We start from the raw sequence: 25686 nt of genomic DNA, 5'->3' as shown, positions 1-25686 counted from the left end.
CCCGGCCGCATCACTATCGGGAACGAATCGCCCGCGCGGCCGTTTGACCGCGCCGCCGATTCGCCTCGCTCGCTGCCTGTCGGATTGCGCCTGACAAGGCGTGATGGCGATGGTATCGGGCCTGCCATGGAACAGACGCAAACGCTGGAAAGCGCATCGACGATGGAACCCCAGGCGGCAGACGTGGAAAGGCTGGTGCGCGACATGGCGCGTGCAGGCCGCAGCGCGCAGCGTGTTCTTGCGCGGATGAGCACGGCAGAAAAGGCCGCCGCGCTGATGGCCGCCGCTGCGGCCCTGCGCGCCGATGCGCCGCGGATCCTTTCCGCAAATGCACAGGATATTGCCGCGGGCGAGGCGCGCGGCCTTTCGGGCGCGATGCTTGACCGGCTGCGGCTGGATGCCAAGCGGCTGGAAGGCATTGCCGCTGCGATCGAGAATGTCGCCCGCCTGCCCGATCCCGTGGGGCAGGAAATCGACCGCAGCGAGGCTTTGGCGGGCATGGTGCTGGTGCGCCGCCGCATCCCCATTGGCCTGATCGGCATCATCTATGAAAGCCGCCCCAATGTGACGGCCGACGCCGCCGCGCTGTGCGTGATGAGCGGCAATGCCGCTTTGCTGCGCGGGGGCAGCGAGGCGGTGCATTCGAACCGTGCGATTGCCGCCGCCATGGCGTCAGGTCTTGCCAGTGCCGGAGTTCCCGCCGAAGCGGTGCAGCTCATCCCCACGCAGGACCGCGAGGCGGTGGGCGCCATGCTGCGCGCAGCGGGGCTGGTTGACATGATCGTGCCGCGCGGCGGCAAAAGTCTGGTGGAGCGGGTGCAGAACGATGCCCGTGTCCCCGTGCTCGCGCATCTGGACGGCATCTGCCACACCTATATCCACGCGGCCGCCGATCCGGCGATGGCCCGCGCGCTGGCTCTGAACGCCAAGATGCGCCGCACCGGCATTTGCGGGGCGATGGAAACCCTGCTGCTCGACGCTGCCTTTCCCGGTTCGCAGGACGTGGTCGGCGCGCTGATTGATGCAGGCTGCGAGCTGCGCGGCGATGCCCGCGCGCAGGCGCTCGACCCGCGCATCACGCCCGCCACGCCCGAGGATTGGAATACCGAATATCTCGATGCCATCCTCTCGGTCGCGGTGGTCGATGGGGTGGAGGCAGCGATGGAGCACATCGCCCGCCATTCCAGCGGCCATACCGAAGCCATCGTGACTCAGGATCAGGCCGTGGCCGACCGTTTCCTGGCCGAAGTCGATTCCGCCATTGTGATGCACAACGCCTCCACCCAGTTTGCCGATGGCGGTGAATTTGGCCTCGGCGCGGAAATCGGCATTGCCACGGGCCGGCTGCACGCGCGCGGGCCGGTGGCGCTGGAAGGGCTGACAACCTATAAGTGGCAGGTGCTGGGCAACGGTCAGACACGCGCTTGATCGCGGCCTTACGAGGGGAGAGGAAGGCCGATGCGCTATAACCGGCTGGGCAGTTCGGGGCTGGTTGTGTCCGAATTGTGTCTGGGAGCGATGACCTTCGGCAACGCGCCCAGCGCCTTTTTCCAGCATGATCTGGATCAGGCCGGCTCCACCGCGCTGGTGAAACAGGCGCTCGATGCGGGCGTCAATTTCATCGACACCGCCAATGTCTATTCCGCCGGGCAGAGCGAGGTGTTCACCGGGCAGGCGCTGCGCGATCTGGGCGTGGCGCGGGATCGGGTGGTGATCGCCACCAAGGGCATGGGGCCGATGGGCGAAGGGCCGAACGATGGCGGTTATGGCCGCACCCACCTGCTCCACCAGATCGATGCGAGCCTTGCGCGGCTGGGGCTGGACCATGTCGATCTTTACCAGATCCACGGCTGGGATCCCCACGCCCCGATGGAGGAAGGCCTGCGCGCGCTGGAGGATATCGTGCGGTCGGGCCGGGCGCGCTATATCGGTGTGTCCAACTGGGCCGCGTGGCAGATTGCCAAGGCGCTGGGGATTGCCGAGAGGCGCGGGTGGGATCGGTTCATCTCCAACCAGGCCTTCTACGCCGTATCGGGGCGCGAGCTGGAACGCGAGATCGTGCCCATGATGCTTTCCGAGGGACTGGGCCTGATGGTGTGGAGCCCGCTGGTGGGCGGCCTGCTGTCGGGCAAATATGATTTCGGCCCTGATGGGCAGGTTTCGGGCGAAGGGCGGCGGGCAAAACTCGATTTCCCGCGTGCCGACAAGGGCATGGCTGCCGCTGCCGTCGCCGCCATGCGTCCCATGGCCGAGGCGCGCGGGCTGTCGGTGGCCGCGATTGCGCTGGCCTGGCTGCTGCACCAACCGGTTGTGTCCAGCGTGATCATGGGGGCCAAGCGGGCGGATCAATTGGCGCAGAATCTGGCGGCAAGCGATGTCGAACTGTCGGCGGAGGAACTCGCCACGCTGGACCAAGTGGGGCGGCTGGAGGACGAATATCCCGCCTGGGCGATCAAGGCGCAGGATCATCGCCACGGCTTCCGCGTCTCGCCGCGCCGTAAACCGCAGTGACCGGACCGCTTACCGGACTTCTGGGCGGCAGCTTCAATCCCGCGCATGGTGGGCACCGCCGCGTGACGCTGTTCGCCATGGCCGCGCTGGGCCTCGACGAGGTGTGGTGGCTGGTATCGCCCGGCAACCCGTTGAAACCCAAGGCAGGCATGGCTCCGCTGGCGGCGCGCGCCCGCTCTGCACAAGGGCAGGCCCGCCGCGCGCCCATTCGCGTCACCGCGATTGAGCGTGAACTCGGCACGCGTTTCACCGTGGACACGCTGCGGGCGCTCAAGCGGCGCTATCCCAAACGGCGCTTCGTCTGGCTGATGGGGGCGGACAATCTGGCGCAATTCCACCGCTGGAAGAACTGGCGCGGCATCGCCCGCGAAATGCCGATTGCGGTGATTGCCCGGCCCGGTTATGATCAGGACGCCTTGGCGAGCCCCGCCATGGCCTGGTTGCGGCGTTACCGGTTGGCCGCAACCCGCTTGTCCAACCGGGGCGAATGGAGCGCACCGGCGCTGATAGAATTGCGTTTCGATCCCGATCCCCGCTCGGCCACTGCGCTGAGAGTGGCGGATCCGCACTGGGCCAAAAAGCTTTCGGGCCGGCTTTCAGGCGGCGCTGTGCGGGATCAGGTGACGCATTCCCTCATCCACGACAATCCGGGAGGTCTGGCCGCATGAGGCGCGCTGGCCTGCCGCCGTTTTGCCGCGGGCCGGAACCCTTCCATCCTTTGCCACAGGAGCAAGAAACGTCGCGATGAGATCTGTCCAGATCGACCGGGCTTCCACCCAGGCCATTCCGGTTCCCACCGGCACCGCAACCATTATTTCCATGACCAGCAATCCAGACCATACCATTTCCGCCGTGCCGGGCTCGCTCCACGCCTTCATTCTCGACCAGCTGGACGAGGATCAGGCGCAGGATCTTGTGTCGATCCCGCTCGCCGGAAAAAGCTCCATCGCCGATCACATGATCGTCGCCTCGGGCCGTTCCACCCGCCAGGTTGCCTCCATGGCAACCAAGCTGGGCGAGAAGCTGAAACAGGCGGGCTACGGCACGCCGCGCATCGAAGGCTTGCCTGCTGCCGACTGGGTGCTGATCGATGCGGGCGATGTGGTCGTGCATCTGTTCCGCCCCGAAGTGCGCAGCTTCTACAATCTGGAACGGATGTGGGGCTTCGGGGAAGAGAAGGTATCTTGAGAATTTCCGCTCCCGCTTGCGGGAGGGGTTGAGGGGAAGGGCGCGTCAGCACCTGCTCCGCTGCGACCGGGCCTGCCCAGCGGAGCCGGGTCTCGCTGCCGCCTCCGCAAGCGGCAGGTGAGAGGATGGGTCAATGCTCCTGCACATCATCGCCCGTGGCAAGATCGCCCGATCACCCGAAGCCGAGCTGGTCGCGCGCTACGAAAAGCGTGTGACCTGGCCGCTCAAACTCACCGAATTGCCCGAAACCGGTGGGCGCGTTGCCGAACCCCTGACGCCATGCCGCACCGTGCTGCTCGATGAAAAGGGGCGCGACCTGTCGTCCGAGGAACTGGCCGCCATCCTTGAAAAATGGCGTGACGGGGGTGTGCGCGAATGCCGCTTTGTGCTGGGCGCGGCGGATGGTCATTCGCAGGCCGAGCGGGACGCGGCCGATCTGCTGCTTGCCTTTGGCCGGGCGACCTGGCCGCATTTGCTGGCCCGCGCCATGCTGATGGAACAACTGTTCCGCGCCACATCAATCCTTGCCGGGCACCCTTATCACAGGGCAGGATAGGCGCGATGTCGCGCATGGCCCTCTTTCTGCTGGCTTTCGGAGTCTTTGCCGTCGCGCTTGGCTATTCCGCCACGGCGCAACGCACACCGGCCTATGAGGATGCGGCCGAGACACGCGCCGCGCTGCAACAGGCGCTGGCCGCGCGGCAGGCCGCGCAGGCGCGAAGCGAGCGGCTGGAATCCGAAGCGCAACTGACCGAGGACGCCGCCGAACGCACCGCGCGGCAGGCTGCGGCGCTTGCGGCGCGCATCCAGCAGGCGGAGGCCGGCATTGGCGCGGCCGAGGCGCGGCTGGTGCTGATCGGGCGCGAGCAGGCGAGCCTGCGCGGCGCACTGGGTCGCGAGGAAAAGCCTATCGTTTCGCTCACCGCCGCCTTGCAGCAATTTGCGCGGCGGCCGCTGGCGTTGTCGCTGCTGCGCCCCGGCGAGGTGCGCGACCTCGTCTATCTGCGTGCGGTGATGGCAAGCACGCTGCCGCAGGTGGAGGAGCGCACCAGACTGCTGCGCGACCGCCTGACGCGTGCGGCCCGGCTGGAGGAGGAGGCCGTGCAGGCCGCCCGCGTCCTGCGCGAGGAGCAAGGCGCGCTGAGCGAGCGGCGCCGCGAACTCGCAGCGCTGGAGGCACGCCAGCGTCTCGCTGCGCGGCAGGCCGGCTCCATCGCCAGCCGAGAGGCCGAACGCGCGCTGGCACTGGCCGAACAGGCGCGCGATCTGGATGCGCTGGTGGGTGAACTCGATCGCGCGGCGGAACTGCGCAACCGCCTGGCTACACTGCCCGGCCCGGTGCTGCGGCCTGATCAACTGGCAGGGGTGAGCAAAGCCTCTGAGCCTGACGATAGCATGGCTACGCCGGCCGCCTCTCCTGTGCCTGTTGGCGCACCTGTCCCCTATATCCTGCCGGTCACGGGCCGCACCCTGACCGGCTTTGGCGTGCCGGTGGAAGGCGGACTTAGCCAGGGGCTGACGCTGGCACCGCAGGGCAATGCGCAGGTGGTGGCACCTGCTGCCGGGCGCGTGGCCTTTGCCGGCCCCTATCGCGGATACGGGCAGATCGTCATCATCGAACACGCCGGCGGCTGGACCAGCCTTGTCACCGGCATGGCGCGCAGCGATGTGCGCGTGGGCGATGATCTGGTGGGCGGTGCGCCGATCGGCATTGCCGGGCCGGGCCGCCCGTCGATCAGCGTGGAATTGCGCCGCGGCGGCGAGCCGGTGAACCCGCTCGAATATGCCGGGTAAGACGGCCCTTTTCCTCATCTGGCGTTAACGCGGGGGCTGCGATACAACTGGGCGGTAGTCTGACAGGATGTGTCTTTGATGAAGCTTCTTCCCGCCTTCCGCGCCGCAGCCCTGTGCACCGCGATTGCGCTGCTGCCCGCCACCACCGCCGGTTTCGCGCAGGTGGAAGGGCGCGCCTCGCCCGAATTTGCCAAGCTGTTCGCCACCTATCAGCGGATCAAGGCAAGCTATGTGGAACCGGTGGATGACGAACGGCTGATCCGCGGCGCGATTGACGGGATGCTCGCCGCGCTCGATCCGCACAGCGCCTATCTTGATGGCTCGTCGCTGCAACGGCTGGAGACCATGATCGACGGGCAATATCAGGGGCTGGGCATCTCGATCCAGATGGAGGACGGCGCGGTGAAGGTCGTCTCCCCCTTCCGCGGCAGTCCGGCGGACAATGCCGGGATCAAGGCGGGCGATTTCATCACCCATATCAATGGCGAGCTGATCTACGGCCTCGACATCAACGAAGCGGTGGCGCGGATGCGCGGCCCGGCGGGCAGCACGATTGACCTGACGCTGTTCCGCCCCGGCCGCGATGACAGGCTGGAAGTGACCGTGACGCGCGGCGTGATCGAACTGGAGCCGGTGACCTTCTCCTTGGAGGAGGGCAATATCGGCCATATCAGCGTCAACGAATTCAGCCGCGACGTGGGCGCCGATGTGCTGGGTGCAATCAACAGCCTGCGCACCGAATCGGGCGGGCGGCTCGCCGGCCTGGTGCTCGATATGCGGCGCAATCCCGGCGGATCGCTCGATGAGGCGGTGGCGCTGTCCGACCTGTTCCTCGATCGCGGGGCGATTGTCTCGCAGCGCGGCCGGACACAGCGCGACACGATCTATTACCAGGCCGAAACCGTCTATCGCGGTGATGTGGCGGCGGGCCTGCCGATCATCGTGCTGATCGACGAAGGCTCCGCCTCGGCCAGTGAGATTGTCGCCGGCGCGTTGCAGGATCACAGCCGCGCTCTGATTATGGGCGAGCGCAGCTTCGGCAAGGGCAGCGTGCAGACGCTGCTGCCGCTGACCCGCGATTCGGCGCTGAAGCTGACCACCGCGCTCTATTACACCCCGTCGGGCCGCAGCGTGCAGGAAGGCGGGATTGAGCCGGATATCCGCGTGCCGCAAATTTCCGATCCCGATGCCGAGCGGCGGCAGCGTTATGCCCTGCGCGAAAGCGATCTGCGCGGCCATCTGGTGAACGAACTGGGCCGCGAGGACCGCGCTATCGAGCGCGACCGGATCGACGATCCGCGTTTCCAGCTCACCGCCGCCCAGCTGGAAGAGCAGGGGATCGACGATTTCCAGCTGCATTACGCGCTCGAAACATTGCGGCGCACCACGCGCGCCACCGTCGCGCTGCGTGGCCTCACTGCCGCGCGCAACTGACCGCATGGCAAGGAACCCGTCCACCCTGCGCGCCCAGCGTCTGGCGCTGGCCTTGCCCGCGCTGCTGCTCGCGGGCGCCTATGTTTCGCAATATGGCTTTGGCCTGTTCCCGTGCGAGATGTGCTGGTGGCAGCGCTGGCCGCATTTCGCCGCCGTGCTGCTGGCTCTCATGTCGTTCGTGATCGTGCCGCAGCGCCGGCTGCTGGTGGCGCTGGCGGCAGGCGGCATCCTCACATCGGGGCTGATCGGCGTGTTTCACGCAGGCGTCGAATATGGCTGGTGGGAAGGGATCACCGCCTGCGCGGTAACAGGGGCGCCAGCGGGCGGCGATCCGCTGGAAGCCATTCTGGCGCAGCCCACCGTATCGTGCAGCCAGCCCGCCTGGACATTTGCCGGAATCTCGCTGGCGGGGTTCAACGCGCTCTTTTCGATTGGCGGGGCCATCGCCATATTTGCCTTGCTGACACAAAAGGACAGGAAGTGACGATGGCCGTATCACCCGACCGTTCAGCCATGATCCGGGTCGATCAGGCCGGCGAATTTGGCGCCACCCGCATCTATGCCGGGCAATTGGCAGTGATGGGCGACCGGGGGCCGCACTCGGCGGAAATCCGCGCCATGGCCGAGCAGGAGGCGGAACACCGCGCGCAGTTCGATGCCCTGATGGCGCGGCGCGGCGTGCGTCCCACGGCCCTGCATCCGGTCTGGAACGCGGCAGGCTTTGCGCTGGGTGCAGGCTCTGCGCTGATCGGGCCAGAGGCGGCCATGGCCTGCACCGCCGCGATCGAAGAGGAGATCGACCGGCACTACACCGCGCAACTTGAAGAACTGGAAGCGGAGGGCGATGATCCGGAACTCGCCGCGCTGATCGCGCGTTTCCGCGATGACGAGCGCGAACACCGCGATGCCGCGCTGGCCGCAGGGGCGGAGAAGGCGCCAGCCTATCCGCTGTTTTCCGCCGCGATCCGTCTTGGCTGCCGCGTGGCGATTCGCCTTTCGGAACGGATTTGATGCGGATCATTGCACGCGCTCCTGTCTTCACGGCAGGTTAAGCCCAATGTCGCCACAGGCGAGAGGACGTAGAAGGAACCGACTATGCAGCGCCTCCTTACCTTGACCACCGCCCTTGGTGCCGCCGCCTTGCTGGCGCCGCCCGCTGCCGCGCAGGATACCGGCGGCGAGCGTGTGATGATGGTGCAGCTTCAGGAAGGCGAGGTCTGCCCGCAATCCGAAGATCCCGATACGATCGTGGTGTGCGAACAGATCGAGGATCCCTACCGCATCCCCAGTCGACTGCGGCAAAGCAACAGCCCCGAAAACCGCAGCTGGGCGCAGCGCGCCCGCGAAAACGAGCGGGTGGGCGCTTTCGGCCCCGGTTCGTGCACCAATGTCGGCGGTGGATCGGAAATCGGCTGCTCGATCCAGGAAATCGAACTGGCGCGGGCCGAGCGCGAGAATTCGCCCGAACGCCGCTTCAGCCTGCAGATCGAACAGGCCCGTGCCGAGCGGCTGGAAACCATCGACGCCGATGCGCGCATGACGCAAGCCCGCGTGGAAGAGCTGGAGCGCGCCTATCTCGAACGGCTGGAGGCGGAGCGTGATGCCCCGCTGCCGGGCGAGGAGGAGGCGCTGCCCGAACTGCGCGTGGTCGATCCCGATGCCATCCCGCAGCGCCCGCCGGTGATGCAGCCCTAGGCGTGATTTCTCCGCTAGGTGCTTGGTAACGCTTGGGCCGGTATAGGCGGCGCATGACTTTGCCGCTTCGCATCCTCACCGTCTTCGGCACAAGGCCAGAGGCGATCAAGCTGTTTCCGCTGGTTCACACGCTGGAGGCTGACCCGCGTTTCGACAGCCGCGTCTGCGTGTCCGGGCAACACCGGGGGATGCTCGATCAGGTGCTGGCCATTTCGGGCATCACCCCGCATCACGATCTGGCGGTAATGCAGCCCGACCAGACGCTGGATGAACTGACCGCACGCCTCATCACCGGGCTTGGCCGCGTGATGGATGCCGAACAGCCCGATTGGGTGGTGGTGCAGGGCGATACCGCCACCGCGATGGCGGGCGCGCTGGCCGCCTATTACCGCAAGATCCGCGTATGCCATGTCGAGGCCGGGCTGCGTTCGCACAATATCTATCACCCCTGGCCCGAAGAGGTGAACCGCAAGATCATCGGCTCCATCGCGGCCTTGCATTGCGCGCCCACCCTGGTCAGCCGCGATGCCTTGCTTGCGGAAAATGTGCCGCCCGCGAGCGTCCATGTCACCGGCAATACGGTGATCGACGCGCTGCACTGGATCACCGCGAAGATTGCCGCCGATCCTGCGCTGGCGGGCGGGCTGGCGGAGCTGGAGGCGCGCTTTCACGGCAAGCGCATTATCGGCGTGACCACCCACCGGCGCGAGAATTTCGGCGGCGGGATGGAGGCGATTGCCGAGGCGATCCGCCGCCTTGCCGCGCGCGATGATGTGGCGGTGATCTTCCCCGTCCACCTCAACCCCAATGTCCGCGCCGTGATGGACAGCGCGCTGGGCGGCATTGCCAATGTGGCGATGATCGAACCGCTCGATTACCCGCATTTCGCCCGGCTGATTGGCCTGTCCACCCTGATGCTGACTGACAGCGGCGGCGTGCAGGAAGAGGCGCCTGCGCTGGGCAAGCCGGTGCTGGTGATGCGCGAGACGACCGAGCGGCCCGAAGGCGTTGCTGCCGGCACGGCGAAGCTGGTGGGAACCGATGCCGACCGCATCGTGGCCGAGGCGGAGCGGCTGCTGGATGACGCAGCGGCCTATGAGGCGATGGCGCGGGCGCACAATCCGTTTGGCGATGGGAAAAGCGCGGGGCGGATTTGCGATCTGCTGGCGGGGTGACCGCTTTTGGCGAGGGTTGGCCTCGCAGCTAATGGCCGAAATGAGGGTGGGAAGCTGCCATCCCGGCCCGATGCCCACCCCGCTGCGACTAGGCGGCAAGGCCGCCAAGTCTCGCTCCCCTCCCGCTTGCGGGAGGGGCTGGGGGTGGGCTCTTGCTGCGACTGGAACGGGATCGACACATGATCTTCGGCAATTCACCGCAATTCAGCGTAAGCTCACGACCCAGAACCCCCACCAGCATTACCCGAATATCAACCAATTTCCGCCAAAGCCTCTCGCACCACACACGCGAAAGGCATTTCATGCGCGGGCAATCGCTTCCCACCGTTTCTGTCATCGGCCTTGGCTATATCGGCCTGCCCACCGCCGCAATCATTGCGCGGGCCGGGATGCGCGTGTTCGGCATGGATGTGACGCCCCATGTGGTCGATACGATCAACCGGGGCGAAATTCATATCGAGGAGGTCGATCTCGACGGGCTGGTGCAGGGCGTGGTGGCGCGCGGGCTGCTGACCGCCTCGCTGGAAGTGCAACCGGCCGATGTCTTCGTGATCGCGGTGCCCACGCCCTTTCACAAGGATGGCCGCCACACGCCCGATGTTTCCTATGTGCTCGAAGCGGCGAAGAATGTAGCTGCCGTGCTGAAGGCAGGCGACACGGTGATCCTCGAATCGACTTCACCCGTGGGCACGACCGAGGCGATGCGCGATGCCATCGCCGCCGCGCGGCCTGATCTGGCCATGCCGGGGCTGACCAGCGGCACGCCCGATATCTCGATCGCCTATTGCCCCGAACGCGTGCTGCCGGGCCGCATTCTGGAAGAGCTGGCGCATAACGACCGCAGCATTGGCGGCATTACGCCGCGCTGTGCGCGCAAGGCGCTGTCCTTCTACAAGCGCTTCGTGCGCGGCACCTGCGTCACCACCGATGCAAAAAGCGCGGAAATGACCAAGCTCGTTGAAAACGCGTTTCGCGATGTGAACATCGCCTTTGCCAACGAGCTGTCGATGGTGTGCGACAAGCTGGGCATGGATGTGTGGGAGGTGATTCGCCTCGCCAACCGGCATCCGCGCGTGAACATCCTCACCCCCGGCCCCGGTGTGGGCGGGCATTGCATCGCGGTGGACCCGTGGTTCATCGTGTCTGCCGCGCCAGAGGAAACCCCGCTGATCCGCACCGCGCGCGGGGTGAATGACGGCAAGATCCACCATGTGATTGCCCGCGCTGCCGCCTTGGTGGAAGCCAATCCAGGTGCAAAGGTGGCCTGCCTCGGCCTCGCCTTCAAAGCCAATATCGACGATTTCCGCGAAAGCCCGGCGCGCCTTGTCGCCGCGACGCTTGCCCGCCGGTATGGTGAACGCATCCACATTGTGGAGCCTTACGCTGCCGAATTGCCGCGCGAGTTCGAAGGGACGGGCGCCATGCTGACCGATATCGACAGCGCGCTGGAGGATTGCGCCGTGATGATCGTGCTGGTCGATCACGATGTGTTCCGTTCCGTGCCCCTGGCCGAGCGCGAGGGCAAGGCCGTGTATGACACACGCGGCATCTGGCCCGATCAGCCGGTCGCTGCATCCGCCCCGGTTGAGGAACTGCGCCGCGCGGGCTAGTCCCGCACCGTGTTCAAGGTTCTGCTCATCGCGGCGCTGCTGCCTGCGCTTTACGCGCTGGTGCTGTTTGGCTGGCCCGATCTGCTGCGGGTGGTGCAGGGGGTGCGCCATGTGCGCGGCACGGTGGTGCGGCACGATTTGAGCACGGACGGATTCGTTCCGGTTTTCCAGTTTCTGAACGGCACCGTTACGCACGAGGTGCGCGGCCGCACGGCTTCCATAAATCCGCAGCCGCCGGTGGGCAGCGTGCACTGGCTGAGCCATCCGCGCCGCCGGCCCGATCTGGCGCGACTTCCGGACACTTTTCCCCGCACGATGATGTACGGCCTGCTGGCCGCCTGGCTGGCGCTGTTCAGCGATATGGCCTTCGATTGGCTCTAGTCCGGAAATCGCTCAAATTCGGGCAGGCTGGCCGCATCCGCCATCCAGCTGCGCCGTTCGGCCACCTGAATGTGGACCTGCGGCGCCTGGGCATCGGGATCGTCGAGCGTCACTGATTGCACATCGACAATACCGGGCAGGAATTGGGCGTTTTCGAAGAACATCGGCGTGCCGCAATTGCCGCAAAAACGGCGGAGGGAACCTGCCGGGCTGACATAGCTGGCGGCTTCACCCTGCGTCACGCGCAGGCCCTCTGCCTTTACCGCCAGCCACGCCACCATCGGCGCACCGCTGGCCATCTGGCAATCGCGGCAATGGCACAGCGCGTGGTGCAGCACATCGCCTGAAACTTCATACCGCACCGCGCCGCAGCGGCATCCACCTGTCATCGCCATCATCTGTCTCCAACCCCGATTCGGGATGGAACATATGCGGAACGAGGGCCTTATGCCAGCGCGATGTCGGGCGCGTCTTCCTGTTTCATGCCGACCAGGTGATAGCCCGCATCGACATGGTGCACCTCGCCCGTCACGCCGCTGGCGAGATCGGACAGGAAATAAAGGCCCGCGCCGCCCACATCCTCGATCGTGACATTGCGCCGCATGGGCGAATTTAGCTCGTTCCATTTGAGGATATAGCGGAAATCGCCGATCCCGCTGGCGGCCAGCGTCTTGATCGGCCCGGCGGAAATCGCGTTCACGCGGATGTTTTCCGGCCCCAGATCATTGGCGAGATATTTCACGCTGGTTTCCAGCGCCGCCTTGGCCACGCCCATCACATTGTAATGCGGCACGACCTTTTCCGCGCCGTAATAGGACAGCGTGATGATCGATCCGCCATCCTTCATCAGCGGGCGCGCGCGCTTCGCCGCCGCCACGAGCGAATAGGCCGAGATGTTCATCGTCAGCAGGAAGTTTTCGAGGCTGGTATCGACATATTTGCCGCGCAGCTCGTTCTTGTCGGAAAAGCCGATGGCGTGGACAAGGAAATCGAGCTTGCCCCAGCGCTCCTCGATCTGGGCGAAGGCGGCGTCCATGGCCGCCATGTCGGACACGTCGCACTCGATCAGGAAATCGCTGCCCAGTTCGGCCGAAAGCGGCCCCACGCGGCGGGCAAAGGCTTCGTTGGGATAGGAAAAGGCCATTTCCGCGCCGTGCTCATGCAGCTTCTTTGCAATGCCCCAGGCCAGCGATTTTTCATTCGCCAGCCCCATGATGAGGCCCTTCTTGCCCTGCATCAGACCCGGAACAAGACCTGCCGTCATTGCGCGCCCTCCTCAACTGCCGCTTGCGTCCTATTCGCCGTGCTGTCGGGCTCCATTCCCTCCGGCTCGGCCAGTGCGGCGTTCAGTTCCGCACCTGCGACCATCCCTAAGCCCACCAGCCAGAAAAAGAAAAGTGCGATCATGCTGCCCGCCAGCGATCCGTAGGTGAGGTCATAGGTAAAGACCGAACGCAGCACCGGCGGCAGGGCCATGCTGACGCCCAGCCACCACAGCGTTGTCAGCAGGGTACCCGGCCATTTGGGGTAGCGACTGCGGCGGTAGGGATCGGGGGTGAGCGCATAGAACAGCAGATAGATCGACGCGAACAGCCCGCCCGTGGCGATGATCCGCGACCATGCCAATTGTCGCAGGGCGCTGGCCAGCTCAGGCATCCAGGCGGCAATGGCCTGCTGTGCCGCGCCGATCATCACCTGCGCCACCAGCGACGCCATCAGCACCAGCACCGCGCCGATAATGATCGCGGTGGAGCCGAGGCGGTAGATCCAGAAGGCTCGCGTCGCCTTGGTGCCATAGGCGCGGCGCAGAATGTCGCGGATCGTTTCGATCAGGCTGCCCACCGTCCACAGGCCGATCAGCCCGCCCACCCACAAGAGCCAGCCGCTGCGCGCCTCGATCGCGGCCAGCGCCACGGGGCGCAGCACATCGGCCACCACCGGCGGCATGGCGGCGAGCACCGCATTGACCGCGGCGGCCTGTTCGGCCTCCTCCCCCAGCAGCGACAAGGCGGCGGCGCCGGTCAGGAAGAACGGGAAGATCGCCAGCATGGACAGATAGGCAAGATTGCCGGCGTGGATAGGGCCGTCATTATAGATGCCCACCATTGCCCGCCTCAGGACGACCTTGCATCTGCTCAGCAGTTCGCGGCGATCTTTGCCGTTGCGCATCCGGTCGCGCAGCCGTGCGGACTGAACCGCTTCGCGCCGCCGCGCTTCGGGCGACAGGTCAACCAGGCCCTCGTCAGATGAGGGCGCTTCGGGCGTGCCGGGCAAAGCCATGCACTCGTCCTAACAGGCGGGTAAAGCCGGGTCGAGGGCAGGTGTGCCCCTGCATCACAAGCCGAAGCGCTGGCGCACCGGACTGTCGTCTTTCCACCCATCCAGCCGGGCCGCCAGCGCGGCGGGATCGGCGGGCAGGTGGATCTGCAGGGTCACCAGCTGGTCACCCCGCGACCCGTCCTTCTTGGAAAAGCCCTTGCCTTTCAGGCGCAGCACCTTTCCCGAGGACGAGCCTGCGGCCACATTCAGCATCACTGGCCCGTCCACCGTGGGCACCTTGACCTTGCCGCCGTTCACCGCCTCGTCGAGCGTTACCGGCAGTTCGAGCAGAACATCGGCCCCGTCGCGGCGGAAGAAGGGATGCGGCTCGATCTTGATCGTCACCAGCGCATCGCCCGCGCCGCCCGGCCCCGGCTCGCCCTTGCCTTTCAGCCGCATCTGCGTGCCATCTTCCAGCCCGGCGGGGAGCTTGAGGTCGATTGTCTTGCCATCGCCCAGCGTGATGCGTTGCGGCGCACGCGTGGCTGCATCCACAAAGGGCACTTTCAGCGTGTAAGCAAGATTGGCCCCGCGCGGAGGTGGGGGCGGCGGGCGACGGCCAAAGCCCGCCCCGCCGAATCCGCCGCTTGCCCGTGCGCCCATGCGCCCGCCAAACAGCCCTTCGAACAGGTCGGAAAGATCCATTTCTTCCGGCCCGCCCGCACCGCGAAATCCGCCGCCACCTGCCCCAGGTCCAAAGCCGCCCTGGCCAAAGGGCATACGCGGATTGCCCTCGGCATCGATTTCGCCCCGGTCGAACTGGCCGCGCTTTTCCTTGTCGGAGAGCAGATCGTAGGCGCGGGTGACATCGGAGAAGCGTTCCGAGGCCCTGGGATTGTCCTTGTTGCGGTCGGGATGCAGTTCTTTCGCCAACTTGCGATAGGCGGATTTGATCTCCGCCTCGCTTGCCGTGCGGGATACCCCCAGTGTTGCGTAAGGATCACTCATGGTGTGTTAGCTAGGTAATGCATTGTTGGCTGGCAAGCGTTTGCCGCTTGGAGTAACCCGGCCTTATGCAGGATACCGACAACGCCATTCCCGATACCGATCCTTTCGTCCTTTTCGATGCCTGGTTCGAAGAGGCGAACGGGGCAGAACCGAACGACCCCAACGCCATGGCGCTGGCCACGGCCACACCCGACGGGCTGCCATCGGTGCGCATGGTGCTGCTGAAGGGACACGATGCGCGCGGTTTCGTATTCTATACCAATTCGCACAGCCGCAAGGGCGGCGAAATCCTCGCCAATCCCAATGCCGCGCTGCTGTTCCACTGGAAGAGCCTGCGCCGCCAGATCCGCATCGAAGGCCCGCTGACCGAGGTGAGCGCCCAAGAGGCCGACGCCTATTTCCATTCGCGCCCGCTGAAATCGCAAGTGGGCAGCGCGGCCAGCGACCAGTCGCGCCCGCTCGATTCGCGGGCGACTTATCTGCGGCGCGTGGAGCAGATTGCCGAGGCCTGCCCGGTGCAGGTTCCGCGCCCGCCGCACTGGACGGGGTTCCGCCTTGATCCGGCACGGATGGAGTTCTGGACCGATCGCCCCAATCGCCTGCACGAACGCCGCCAGTTCACCCGCACCGCGACAGGCGGCTGGACCAGCACGCTGCTCTATCCGTGAGCGCGCCGCGCACGCCGGCCGAGGCAGAGCGCGCCTGGCTGACGCGCAGCGCCGCCTATGCCAGCATGGCGGTGGCGTTGCTGCTGGTGGGGATGAAGCTGTGGGCGGTCTGGCAAACCGGTTCCACCGCCATGCTGGGCAGTCTGGCGGATACCGCGCTCGATCTGGTGGCCAGCATGGCGGCGCTGGCGGGCGTGGTGATCGCCGCGCGCCCGGCGGATGCCACGCACCGTTTCGGCCACGGCAAGGCCGAAGCGCTGGCCGCGATGTTTCAGGTTGTGCTGATAACGCTTTCCGTTTTCGGGCTGGCGTACCGCGCGGTGGGCCAATGGCTGGCCGGCGGGCGGGTGGCTGGCGCGGAGGAGGGCATCGCCGTTTCCGTCATTGCCATTGTGGCGACGCTGGCGCTGATCGGGTGGCAGCGCCATGTGATCGCGCGCACCGGCAGCCTGGCGATTTCCACCGACCATCTGCATTACAAGAGCGATCTGGCGCTCAATCTCGCGGTGATCGCGGCGCTGGTGCTCGACCGCTATCTGAATGTCGCCGGAGCTGATCCGCTGTTTGGGCTGGGGATCGCGCTGTGGCTGGGTTGGAGCGCGTGGCGCGCGGCGGGCAGTGCGATAGATCATCTTATGGATCACGAATGGCCGGAGGAACGGCGCAGCGCCTTCCTCGCCGTGCTGGCGCGCCATCCGGAACTGCGCGGGGTGCACGATCTGCGCACGCGCACCAGCGGGGCCAAGGATTTTGTGCAGTTCCACGCGGCGGTTGATCCGCGGATGAGCGTGGCCGATGCCCACCGCCTGATGGACGAGCTGGAAGCGCGGATCGAGGCCGAATTTCCCGGCGTGGAAGTGCTGATTCACCCCGACCCTGAAGGGCTTGTGCGCGCCGAGGGCGAGGAATTGCTCCCCGATCGCCGGTAACGCGCCGTCAACGCACCGGGTAAAGCGCGGAAATTGCCGCGATAGCATCCATCAGTGCGCGTTCCTCTTCGTCCAGCGTCTTGCCGGTGCGCAGGATTACCAGCCCCTGCTGCGGCGAGATATAGAGCACCTGCCCCAGATGGCCCATTGCGGCAAAGGCCGTGTCCGGGCCTTGGTCGGCAAAGATCACATTGCGCTCGGTGCCCGAGGGGCGGTTGAGCCAGAGTTGCGCGCCGTAATCGGGCGCGCGCGGGCTTTCGCTTTTCATGAAATCGACCCAGCCGCGCGGCACCACCTGCACGCCGCCCGCAGCGCCGCCGCTGCGCAGGAAATCGCCAAACCGTGCCCAGTCGCGCGCATTGGCCCAGATCGCGCTGCCCGCGATGAGAGTGCCCGCCGCGTCATATTCGCCCACCATGCTGGTCAGGCCCAGCGGCACGGCAAGGCGAGCCTCCAGAAAATCGGCCATGGCGCGCTGGCGTGTGGCGGCATCGCCTTCGGGCGCGAGCAGCCGCGCCATGATGTCGCCCAGAATAACCGTGGTGGCGGTGGAATAGGTGAACTGGCTGCCCGGCTCATGCGCCAGAGGCTGCGCTTCGGCCCAGGCCGCCATATCGTCGCGCCCGTCGAGGAACAGCATCCGCACTTCGGAACTGTCCTGCACCGGTTCGGCTCCTTCCTGGTGCCTGAGGCCCGACCGCATCTGGAGCAGATGCCGCAGCGTAATCGCGCCGCGCGGATCGCCGGCGCGCTGCCAGTGATCAATCGGCGGGCTGGTATCGAGCGCCAGTCGCCCGTCGGCCACCATCATGCCGATCAGCACGGCGGTGACGGTCTTGGACATCGACCAGCCGATGAAGCGGGTGTCGGCGGAAAACCCCTCGGCATACCGCTCGGCCACCACTTCGCCGCGGTGCATGATGACCACGGCATAGGTTTCGCCAAGGTCATCGCCAGTGAACAGCGCGTCCAGCCGGCGCGCCAGCTCCTCGCGCGGGACGCCGGGTTCCACCGCCACGGCTTCCAGCGCGCTTTCGGGAAGCGGCGGCAGGGGCGGTGGGCCTTCCTGCCCGCATGAGGCAAGCAGAATCGCGCCCAGCGATGCCATGGCACGTTTGGCGCTTGGCCGCAGCCGCTTGGCGCGTTTAGGGAAGGTGGCAGGATCAGGCGAAGGCAGCATCAGCGCCTCAATTGAACAGGCAGGCAGGAATGGCAACCCGAAAGAAAGGACAAGCGACCACCCTCCTTGGCCCGCGTCGCGGCCCGAAAAATGGCTGGGCGTTCTGGCTAATGGGGGCGCTGCTGGTGCTCGGCCTTGCCGCCTGGCAATGGGGCGCGCCCATCCGCGCGCAGGCCGAAGTCGCCACCGCCTATGGCGCGCGTACCGCCTGTTCGTGCCGCCATCTGGGCGGGCGCGATCTGGCGAGCTGCAAGGGCGATTTCGTCCCCGGCATGGAGGCGGTGTTCCTGAGCGAAGATGACGAGGCGCGGACGGTCACCGCCCGCGTGCCCCTGGTCGCCCGCGCCACGGCGCAATACCGCGACGGCTTTGGCTGCGTGCTGGAGGGGTGGGAAAACTAGGCGGCTGCCCCGGTCGAATCGATCCAGCCGCCGCCGACGACCCTGTCCCCGCAATAGAGCACCGCCGCCTGCCCCGGGGCCACGCCGAATTCGGGTGCGGCAAAGCGGATGGTGGCGGATGCGCCGTCACCCAATTCGCCTTCCAGCGTGACCGGGACGGGCTTTGCCAGCGACCGCACCTTGGCCGTCAGCCCATGGCCCGGCAGCGGGCCGATGCGGTTCGTCTCGATCAATTGCGCCGACGCGACCGCCAGCATCGCTTTTGGCCCCACGCGCACCTGGGCGCTGGCGGCATCGAGCGCCACGACATAGAGCGGCTCGGCCAGTCCGCCGATTTCCAGCCCGCGCCGCTGGCCCACTGTGTAATGGATAATGCCCTTGTGGTGGCCCAGCACCTCGCCCGTGGCGGCATGGACGATCTCGCCGGCCCGAACGCCTTCGGGGCGCACCTTGGTGACGATGCGGGCGTAATCCCCATCGGGCACAAAACAGATATCCTGACTGTCGGGCTTGGCTGCCACGGCAAGCCCGTATCCTGCCGCCAGACGTCGCACCTCGTCTTTGGGCAGGCCACCAAGCGGATAGCGCAGGAAAGCGAGCTGTTCCCCGGTCGTGCCGTAAAGGAAATAGGACTGGTCGCGCGCCGGATCAGCGGCGCGGTGCAGTTCCGGCCCCGCGGCACCCATCACCCGGCGCACATAGTGGCCTGTTGCCAGACAATCGGCCCCCAGATCGCGCGCCATGCGCAACAGATCGGTGAATTTTGGCCCCATATTGCAGCGAATGCAGGGGATCGGCGTGCGCCCCGCCAGATAATCATCGGCAAAGCGTTCCACCACATCCTCGCGAAAAGCGCTCTCATGGTCGAATACGTAATGCGCGATGCCCAACCGGTCGGCCACCGCGCGCGCATCGCGGATATCGTCGCCCGCGCAGCACGCGCCCTTTCGCCCGGTGGCCGCGCCATAATCGTAAAGTTGCAGCGTGATGCCGATCACTTCGGCCCCACTGGCGGCGGCAAGGGCCGCCACGACCGAGGAATCGACCCCGCCCGACATGGCGACCACGATTCGGCACTTGGCTGCGGCGCGCGGCAGATCGAACAGGGCGGCGGCGCACTGCGCATCAAGCGGCGGAGCAGGAGAAAGGGAGGCGGCGGGCATGGGCGGCCCATACACTCTTGCCGTCCGCGCGCCAATGGCGCGGCCGCGGGCAAGGAATAGCAGAGGGCCGAGGGCAAAACGTCGAGGCCGCGGCTAAGGCGTGGTTAAGCGCGGCTTTACCGCTTCTTGACGGTTGAGCGTGTAAGACGCTTGTCATGTACGAGGGAAAACTGCCTTCGGCCAAGCAGGCCATTGAAACCGGACAGGATTCCGGCGAATCCGGAATCTTGCGCGAAATGACGTGGCGCGACCTGCGCGCACGGCTTGATGCTGTGCGTGATTTGCGTTGCGCCCTGCGCCGGCCAGGAGAAGCGGAGAAGCTGGCAAGTTTCGATGCCGATTCGGCGCGGCGGATTGCTGCGCTCTCCAATGGCAAACAGGGCGTTAACCTTGAAGATTTAGCCGATCGAAAAGCGCTTGGGGTCATTACCGGGGCATCGCGTGATGCCGGTTGCGGCAGCGACCAGAGGAAATAATGATCGAGAACCAGAAAATCCGCCCCGCGCAAGTCATCGGTCCCCTTGGGGAGCCGTTGACGCTTGCCGATCTTCCCGCGCCCGAAACCCGCCGCTGGGTGGTGCGCCGCAAGGCCGAGGTCGTGGCCGCTGTAAATGGCGGCCTGCTGACCATAGACGAGGTGCTGGAGCGCTATTCGCTTACGCTGGAGGAATTCGCCAGCTGGCAACGGGCGGTGGACCGTTCGGGGATGCAGGGCCTGCGCGTGACCCGCATCCAGCATTACCGCGACCTTTACGAGCGCCAGCTCAAATATTGACGGCCGTTGGCTTCATCCGGGCCGCTTGATTCAATTCGTTGGACTCGTGTTTCGTTAACCGTCAGTTTCCCCTCCGGCCTCGCTCTTAACTGCGCGAGGCCGGAACCGCATGGGCTCTGCCGCATTGATGCAGCAGGGCGCCTGCGGGCCCGTAAGGCCGGAGGGAAACAGGAGGAGACGGTTATGGGATGGATCATTGCAATTATCGTAGGCGGCATTGCCGGTTGGCTGGCCAGCCTGGTCATGAACCGCGATGCGTCGATGGGCATTTTCTGGAATGTCGTTGTCGGTATCGTTGGTTCGGTGATCGGCAACTGGCTTGCCGGCCCGTTGTTCGGCGTTCAGGGGACGGTGCAGGCCTTTTCGCTCACCGGCCTGTTGATCGCGCTGCTCGGCGCCATCGTGCTGCTGGGCATTGTCAATCTGGTTCAGCGCGGCCGGATTCGCTAGAGTCCGGGTGCACAAAGGCGATCGGATGACCGCCTGACAAAATGATACAAATTGGCTTTAGGGCCGGAAACCCTCGCGTTTCCGGCCTTTTTGCTTTGCCGCTGACGCACCGTTGGTCGATGGTGCTCGCCCTCTGGACGATGGGTGCGTTGCAGCACGCAACGCAAGCGTATATGGCGCAACCGGTTACGGCAGTCAGGCCATCTCGGCGGGCTGCGGCAGCGGTGCTAGGGCATGACCCGTTACCGTGCGGAGCGATCCGGCGGAAAAAGGGGGCTCCAGGCGATCCGCGCCGGACCGTAAGATCGAGGCGGACTGCGCAAATGAACTACGAAACGCGAATGGACCTGAGCGAGATTTCGCAGGATTCCGGGCAGCCTGGCGGGACTCTGGATGAACAGGATGCATTGCGCGCGCGGAAGAAGCGCAATCTCATCATTGCGCTGGCCGTTCTGGGTGTTGCGGCGATCATCGCCTTCTTCCTCCTGAACCGCAGCGACGAGCCTGCGCCCTTCACCGGTCAGGCCGAAGGCACGATCCCGGCCGTCACCGTCATCAGCCCGGGCGTGGGAAGTTATGCGGGCCTGATCAACGCAACCGGCACGCTGGCGGCGCGCCGCGAAATGCCGGTGGGCGTGGTGGGGGAAGGCGGGCGCGTGGTGTCCGTGCCCGTAGAGGCGGGCCAGTGGGTCAAGGCAGGTCAGGTGCTTGCCGTGATCGACCGTTCGGTGCAGACCCAGCAGACCGCCAGCGCCGCCGCACAGATCGAAGTCGCGCGCGCCGATGCCAGCCTGGCGCAGGCCAATCTCGATCGCGCGCTGCAGCTGGTGGACCGCGGCTTCATCAGCCAGGCCGATGTCGACCGGCTCACCGCCACCCGCGACGCCGCGAATGCCCGCGTGCGCGTGGCCGAGGCGCAGCTGGGCGAGCGGCAGGCACGCAATGCGCAGCTCAACATCGTGGCCCCGGCGGCCGGGCTGTTGCTGACACGCAATGTCGAACCCGGCCAGGTGGTGGGCGCAGGTTCAGGCGTCCTGTTCTCCATCGCGCGCGGCGGAGAAATGGAATTGCTGGCACAGATTGGCGAGAGCGAGCTTGACCGCATCCCCGTGGGCGCGACGGGGCGGGTCACTCCGGTGGGCAGCGACCAGACCTTTACCTGCCAGATCTGGCAGAAATCACCTGTGATCAACGAACAGACCCGGCAGGGCACCGCGCGGTGCGCGATGGCATACAACGCCTCGCTGCGCCCCGGCGGATTTGCCTCGATCCAGATCGACAGCGGAGCGGTGGTAGCTCCGCGCCTGCCCGAAAGCGCGGTTCTCTCCGATGACAGCGGCAGCTATGTGCTGGTTGTCAACGCCGAAAACAAGGTGGAGCGGCGCGATGTGCAACTGGGCATGATCAGCGACGATGGCATCATCATTGCCGCTGGCTTGACCGGACAGGAGCGCATCGTGGCGCGCGCGGGCGGCTTCCTCAATGTGGGGGAAACCGTGCGTCCGGTGGTGGAGGGCGCGGCCCCGGCCCCGGCCCCGGCCCCGGCGCGATAGGCGCGGGCGCATGAATTTCCGCAACATCTCTGCCTGGTCGATCCGCAACCCGATCGTCCCGCTGCTCGCTTTCATCGGCCTGATGCTGGCCGGGATCATGGCGTTCCAGCGGATGGATATCCAGGATCGCCCGGATATCGAATTTCCGGTGGTCATCATCTCCATCGCGCAGCCCGGCGCCGCGCCGAGCGAGATAGAGAACCAGATCACCCAGCGCGTGGAAGCTGCGGTGCAGACGCTGGACGGGGTCGAAAGCATCCGCTCGACCGCCAGCGAAGGCAGTTCATCCACGCAGGTGCAGTTCCTGCTTGGCACCGACATTGCCGAAGCGGTGAACGAGGTCAAAAGCGCGGTCGACCAGATCCGGGGCGAGTTGCCCGACGGGATTCTGGAACCGCGCATTTTCAAGCAGCAGACCAGTTCGCAGCCCATCGTCTATTTCGGCGTCACCGCCGATGACATGACGATCGAGGAGCTGAGCTGGTTTATCGACGACACGATTACCAAGGCGCTGCTGAACGTCCCCGGCCTGGCCGAAGTGAACCGCAGCGGCGGGGTGGATCGCGAAATCCTTGTCATTCTCGATCCGGCCAAGATGCAGTCGCTGGGCGTTACCGCGGCTGCGGTGAATTCCACGCTGCGCCAGACCAATGTGAACGCGGCGGGCGGGCAGGCTGAGATCGCCGGTTCGCGGCAATCGGTTCGCGTGCTGGGCAATGCCGGGTCGGCTTACGAATTGTCGCAGACGCAGATCGCGCTGGGCGGCGGGCGCACGGTCAAGCTGGCCGATATCGCCACGGTGCGCGATGCCTATGGCGAAATCCGCTCGCTCGCCAAGATTGACGGGCGGCAGGTCGTCACTTTCTCGATTACCCGCGCACGCGGCGAATCCGATGTCGCCGTTTACGACGGCGCGGTGGAAGTCCTGCAGGAATTGGAGGAGGCCAATCCCGGCATCCGCTTCACCCGCCTGTTCACGGAAGTCGATTACACCAAGGCCCAGTATGAAAGCAGCATGGCCGCCATGGTGGAAGGCGCCATTCTGGCCGTGGTCGTCGTGTTCCTGTTTCTGAGGGACTGGCGCGCCACGATCATCGCCGCGCTGGCCATCCCGCTATCGGCGATACCGACCTTCTATTTCATGGAATGGCTGGGCTTCACGCTCAATACGCTCTCCCTGCTTGCCTTGGGACTGGTTGCAGGCGTGCTGGTCGATGATGCGATCGTGGAGATCGAGAACATCGTGCGCCATATGCGCATGGGCAAAAGCGCCTATCAGGCCTCCATCGACGCGGCGGACGAAATCGGGCTGGCGGTGGTCGCCACCACCTTCTCCATCGTGGCGGTGTTCCTGCCGGTGGGCCTGATGCCGGGCGTGTCAGGCCAGTTCTTCAAGAATTTCGGGCTCACCGTTGTTGTTTCGGTGCTGATGAGTCTGGCGGTGGCGCGCATGATTACGCCGATGGTCGCGGCCTACTTCCTGAAAGCCAAGGGCGAGGCCGCGCACGGCGAAGGCCGCCTGATGGACACCTATATGAAGGTGCTGCGCTGGTCGCTGGATGACAGCAGGTTCCGCGCCATGCGCGCGCGCATCGGCAAGACGGGCACGCGCTGGTGGTTCCACCTGCTGGCCGTGGCCAGCGGACTGATCGTCATTCTCGGCCTGCGCCAATGGATGGGCAGCGGGGCGGATGCGTCCGGCGAAAGCGGCGAAGCCGGCTTGTCCTTTGGCCTGATGCTGGGCCTGCTTGTGCTTGCCTATCTGGTGGGCGGCCTCGTCAATTTCCTCCTCGGCCTGATTGGCGGCCGGATGGCAGGGTATGACAGCAATCCCTTCTTCGCCCGCGCACGTTATCTGGGCGCGCGTTTCCTTGATCACCGCGTGTGGATGATGCTGGTGGGCGTTGTGGCGCTGGGGCTGACCGTCCTTGTCGGCAGCCGCATCCCGATGCAGTTCTTCCCCAATGCGGACAGCGATTTTGCGATGATCCGCATCAATATGGTGCCGGGAACGACCTTGCAGCAGACCGACGAAGTGGTCAGCCGCGTGGCCGCGCGGATGAGCGAGGAGCCCGAAGTGGCGCTGGCCCTGGGCATTGCCAATGAAGGCAGCGGCATGGTGCGCCTTGTGTTCAAGCCGGACCGCGAACGCACCAGTCTCGAATTCATCCGTGAATTGGGGCCGGAATTGTCCAACATTCCCGATGCGCGGGTCAATTTCCAGGACCAGGATGGCGGCGGTGGCGGCGGCGGTTCGGGCCGTGCGATCACGATCATGCTGTCGGGTTCCGATCCGGCGGCGCTGGAATCGGCTGCCAATACGCTGGTCGAACAGATGCAGGATGTGCCCGGCGCGGTCGGCCCGCGCGTGGAGCTGGACCTCCAGCGGCCCGAATTGATCATCAAGCCGCGCGAGGATCTGGCGGCCAGCCTGGGCGTCACCACGCAGGCGCTCAGCCAGGCGATCCGTATCGCCACGCTGGGCGATATTGACCAGAACGCAGCCAAATTCTCCCTTTCCGACCGGCAGATCCCCATTCGCGTGCGCCTTGCCGAAGGCGACCGGCGCAATCTGTCGGTTATCCGCAACCTGCCCGTGCCCACCTCCACCGGCGGATCGGTTCCGCTGGAGCGCGTGGCCGAAATCGGCCTTGGCATGGGGCCAACCTCGATCGAGCGTTACAACCAGAACCGCCGGGTCTTTGTCAGCGCTGATCTGGCGCCCGATGCCGCGCGCGGTTCGGTGATGTCGGCGATCAACAATCTGCCGATCATGCGCAACCTGCCCACCGGCGTTGCCAATACCCCGGTGGGTCAGGACGAATGGCAGGGCCAGCTGATCGACAGTTTCGGCGTGGCGCTGGTGACGGGCATCCTGCTGGTCTTTGCCGTGCTGGTGCTGCTGTACCGCCGCCTCGTTTCGCCGCTGGTCAACATGGCTTCGCTGGCGCTGGCGCCGCTCGGCGGGCTGGTGCTCGTCTGGGCGCTGGGCCAGCCGCTCTCGCTGCCGGTGTTCATCGGTATTCTCATGCTGTTCGGCATTGTCGGCAAGAACTCGATCCTGCTGATCGACTTTGCGCTCGACGAGATGGAAAAGGGCGCTGCCAAGCGTGCGGCCATTCTGGAAGCCGGGCACAAGCGTGCGCAGCCCATCGTGATGACGACCATCGCCATGACCGCAGGGATGCTGCCCACCGCGCTTTCGCTCAGCGGCGATTCGGCGTGGCGCGCGCCGATGGGCACGGTGGTGATCGGCGGCCTGATTCTGTCCACGCTGCTCACCCTGCTGATCGTGCCGGCGGGCTTCAGCCTCGCTGATGGGCTGGAAAAGCGCGTGGGGCCGTGGCTGCGCGAGAACCTGCTTACCTACAAGCCCGGTGACAGTGATGCCGACAAGGCGCGTGCGCAACCGGTGCCGGCGGAATAGGCATCGGCCGGCCAGCCCCATGGTGCGCGCGGGCCAGCCGCGTTAGACTGGCCGGACTGTGACAGACCCGTTTGCCATTTCCACG

The 25686-nt window shown here is 65.9% G+C and carries 27 protein-coding genes; 21 read left to right on the top strand and 6 right to left on the bottom strand.

From position 1 onward, the window contains the following. Window positions 1-126 precede the first annotated feature (126 nt). The 13 genes from WFP44_RS06270 to WFP44_RS06210 all read left to right on the top strand — a co-directional run bounded on the left by WFP44_RS06270 (window position 127) and on the right by WFP44_RS06210 (window position 11788). On the top strand, window positions 127-1428 hold the full coding sequence (locus tag WFP44_RS06270) for a glutamate-5-semialdehyde dehydrogenase (protein WP_377922595.1): 1302 nt from the start codon (window positions 127-129) through the stop codon (window positions 1426-1428). A 30-nt stretch (window positions 1429-1458) separates the two neighbouring features. Beyond that, window positions 1459-2511, top strand: coding sequence for an aldo/keto reductase (locus WFP44_RS06265; RefSeq protein ID WP_336925554.1), 1053 nt, complete (start codon window positions 1459-1461; stop codon window positions 2509-2511). Beyond that, window positions 2508-3179, top strand: coding sequence for a nicotinate-nucleotide adenylyltransferase (locus WFP44_RS06260; RefSeq protein ID WP_336925553.1), 672 nt, complete (start codon window positions 2508-2510; stop codon window positions 3177-3179). The genes WFP44_RS06265 and WFP44_RS06260 overlap by 4 nt, the downstream gene beginning before the upstream one ends. Before the next feature lie 151 nt (window positions 3180-3330). Then, window positions 3331-3699: a ribosome silencing factor gene (rsfS, locus tag WFP44_RS06255; protein WP_336925646.1), complete on the top strand. Its 369-nt coding sequence runs from the start codon at window positions 3331-3333 to the stop codon at window positions 3697-3699. A gap of 133 nt (window positions 3700-3832) precedes the next feature. Continuing rightward, window positions 3833-4255, top strand: a complete 423-nt coding sequence (locus WFP44_RS06250; RefSeq protein ID WP_336925552.1) for a 23S rRNA (pseudouridine(1915)-N(3))-methyltransferase RlmH — start codon at window positions 3833-3835, stop codon at window positions 4253-4255. A 14-nt stretch (window positions 4256-4269) separates the two neighbouring features. Beyond that, window positions 4270-5493, top strand: a complete 1224-nt coding sequence (locus tag WFP44_RS06245; protein ID WP_336925551.1) for a murein hydrolase activator EnvC family protein — start codon at window positions 4270-4272, stop codon at window positions 5491-5493. Window positions 5494-5571: 78 nt separating this feature from the next. Beyond that, window positions 5572-6927, top strand: coding sequence for a S41 family peptidase (locus WFP44_RS06240; protein WP_336925549.1), 1356 nt, complete (start codon window positions 5572-5574; stop codon window positions 6925-6927). A gap of 4 nt (window positions 6928-6931) precedes the next feature. Then, window positions 6932-7411, top strand: a complete 480-nt coding sequence (locus WFP44_RS06235; protein WP_336925548.1) for a disulfide bond formation protein B — start codon at window positions 6932-6934, stop codon at window positions 7409-7411. A 2-nt stretch (window positions 7412-7413) separates the two neighbouring features. Further along, window positions 7414-7938 (top strand): demethoxyubiquinone hydroxylase family protein, encoded by a 525-nt coding sequence (locus WFP44_RS06230; RefSeq protein ID WP_336925547.1) that lies wholly within the window; start codon window positions 7414-7416, stop codon window positions 7936-7938. Between the two features lie 84 nt (window positions 7939-8022). Beyond that, complete coding sequence (locus WFP44_RS06225) at window positions 8023-8622, top strand: hypothetical protein (protein WP_336925546.1); 600 nt, start codon at window positions 8023-8025, stop codon at window positions 8620-8622. 53 nt (window positions 8623-8675) lie between these two features. Beyond that, window positions 8676-9797 (top strand): non-hydrolyzing UDP-N-acetylglucosamine 2-epimerase, encoded by a 1122-nt coding sequence (gene wecB / locus WFP44_RS06220; protein WP_336925545.1) that lies wholly within the window; start codon window positions 8676-8678, stop codon window positions 9795-9797. 302 nt (window positions 9798-10099) lie between these two features. Further along, window positions 10100-11407 (top strand): UDP-N-acetyl-D-mannosamine dehydrogenase, encoded by a 1308-nt coding sequence (gene wecC, locus WFP44_RS06215; RefSeq protein WP_336925544.1) that lies wholly within the window; start codon window positions 10100-10102, stop codon window positions 11405-11407. A 9-nt stretch (window positions 11408-11416) separates the two neighbouring features. Then, on the top strand, window positions 11417-11788 hold the full coding sequence (locus tag WFP44_RS06210) for a hypothetical protein (protein ID WP_336925543.1): 372 nt from the start codon (window positions 11417-11419) through the stop codon (window positions 11786-11788). Here WFP44_RS06210 and WFP44_RS06205 read toward each other — a convergent pair. Genes WFP44_RS06205 through WFP44_RS06190 form a run of 4 tightly spaced genes read right to left on the bottom strand, consistent with a single transcriptional unit; the run spans window position 11785 to window position 15055 of the window. Further along, window positions 11785-12186 (bottom strand): GFA family protein, encoded by a 402-nt coding sequence (locus WFP44_RS06205; RefSeq protein ID WP_336925542.1) that lies wholly within the window; start codon window positions 12184-12186, stop codon window positions 11785-11787. The genes WFP44_RS06210 and WFP44_RS06205 overlap by 4 nt on opposite strands. Before the next feature lie 47 nt (window positions 12187-12233). Beyond that, window positions 12234-13025: an enoyl-ACP reductase FabI gene (fabI, locus tag WFP44_RS06200; protein WP_336920408.1), complete on the bottom strand. Its 792-nt coding sequence runs from the start codon at window positions 13023-13025 to the stop codon at window positions 12234-12236. A 23-nt stretch (window positions 13026-13048) separates the two neighbouring features. After that, window positions 13049-14068 (bottom strand): YihY/virulence factor BrkB family protein, encoded by a 1020-nt coding sequence (locus WFP44_RS06195; RefSeq protein WP_336925541.1) that lies wholly within the window; start codon window positions 14066-14068, stop codon window positions 13049-13051. A 54-nt stretch (window positions 14069-14122) separates the two neighbouring features. Further along, window positions 14123-15055, bottom strand: a complete 933-nt coding sequence (locus tag WFP44_RS06190) for a DnaJ C-terminal domain-containing protein (protein WP_336925540.1) — start codon at window positions 15053-15055, stop codon at window positions 14123-14125. 65 nt (window positions 15056-15120) lie between these two features. Between WFP44_RS06190 and pdxH the strand changes: the two genes are divergently transcribed. After that, a complete protein-coding gene (gene pdxH / locus WFP44_RS06185) occupies window positions 15121-15723 on the top strand; it encodes a pyridoxamine 5'-phosphate oxidase (protein ID WP_336925539.1) in 603 nt (200 codons plus the stop codon). Next, window positions 15720-16652 carry a cation diffusion facilitator family transporter gene (locus WFP44_RS06180; protein ID WP_336925538.1) on the top strand — a complete coding sequence of 311 codons (933 nt, stop codon included), beginning with the start codon at window positions 15720-15722 and terminating at the stop codon, window positions 16650-16652. Before pdxH ends, WFP44_RS06180 begins: the two co-directional genes overlap by 4 nt. Window positions 16653-16659: 7 nt before the next feature. On the opposite strand, the gene WFP44_RS06175 is transcribed toward WFP44_RS06180, so the two are convergent. Next, window positions 16660-17832 (bottom strand): serine hydrolase domain-containing protein, encoded by a 1173-nt coding sequence (locus WFP44_RS06175; RefSeq protein WP_336925537.1) that lies wholly within the window; start codon window positions 17830-17832, stop codon window positions 16660-16662. Window positions 17833-17861: 29 nt separating this feature from the next. Between WFP44_RS06175 and WFP44_RS06170 the strand changes: the two genes are divergently transcribed. Further along, window positions 17862-18233: a hypothetical protein gene (locus tag WFP44_RS06170; protein ID WP_336925536.1), complete on the top strand. Its 372-nt coding sequence runs from the start codon at window positions 17862-17864 to the stop codon at window positions 18231-18233. Here the strand turns inward: WFP44_RS06170 and mnmA are convergent. Beyond that, window positions 18230-19396: a tRNA 2-thiouridine(34) synthase MnmA gene (gene mnmA, locus WFP44_RS06165; protein WP_336925535.1), complete on the bottom strand. Its 1167-nt coding sequence runs from the start codon at window positions 19394-19396 to the stop codon at window positions 18230-18232. The two genes, WFP44_RS06170 and mnmA, sit on opposite strands and share 4 nt — an antisense overlap. Window positions 19397-19551: 155 nt before the next feature. Between mnmA and WFP44_RS06160 the strand changes: the two genes are divergently transcribed. From WFP44_RS06160 to WFP44_RS06140, 5 genes are all read left to right on the top strand, one after another. Beyond that, on the top strand, window positions 19552-19872 hold the full coding sequence (locus WFP44_RS06160; protein ID WP_336925534.1) for a hypothetical protein: 321 nt from the start codon (window positions 19552-19554) through the stop codon (window positions 19870-19872). Then, the gene (gene sciP, locus WFP44_RS06155) at window positions 19872-20171 is read left to right on the top strand and encodes a CtrA inhibitor SciP (protein ID WP_336920392.1); all 300 of its coding nucleotides are present in this window, start codon (window positions 19872-19874) and stop codon (window positions 20169-20171) included. Before WFP44_RS06160 ends, sciP begins: the two co-directional genes overlap by 1 nt. A 183-nt stretch (window positions 20172-20354) precedes the next feature. Then, entirely contained in the window at window positions 20355-20621 is a 267-nt protein-coding gene (locus WFP44_RS06150) for a GlsB/YeaQ/YmgE family stress response membrane protein (RefSeq protein WP_336925533.1), read from the top strand. 323 nt (window positions 20622-20944) lie between these two features. After that, complete coding sequence (locus WFP44_RS06145; RefSeq protein WP_336925532.1) at window positions 20945-22174, top strand: efflux RND transporter periplasmic adaptor subunit; 1230 nt, start codon at window positions 20945-20947, stop codon at window positions 22172-22174. A gap of 10 nt (window positions 22175-22184) precedes the next feature. Then, window positions 22185-25601 (top strand): efflux RND transporter permease subunit, encoded by a 3417-nt coding sequence (locus WFP44_RS06140; RefSeq protein WP_336925531.1) that lies wholly within the window; start codon window positions 22185-22187, stop codon window positions 25599-25601. The last annotated feature ends 85 nt before the right edge of the window (window positions 25602-25686 follow it).

The organism is Alteraurantiacibacter palmitatis, from assembly GCF_037154115.1.
GTDB lineage: Bacteria > Pseudomonadota > Alphaproteobacteria > Sphingomonadales > Sphingomonadaceae > Alteraurantiacibacter > Alteraurantiacibacter palmitatis.
The sequence above is the reverse complement of the archived record's forward strand: the minus strand, read 5'-3'. Positions and strand labels throughout refer to the sequence as shown.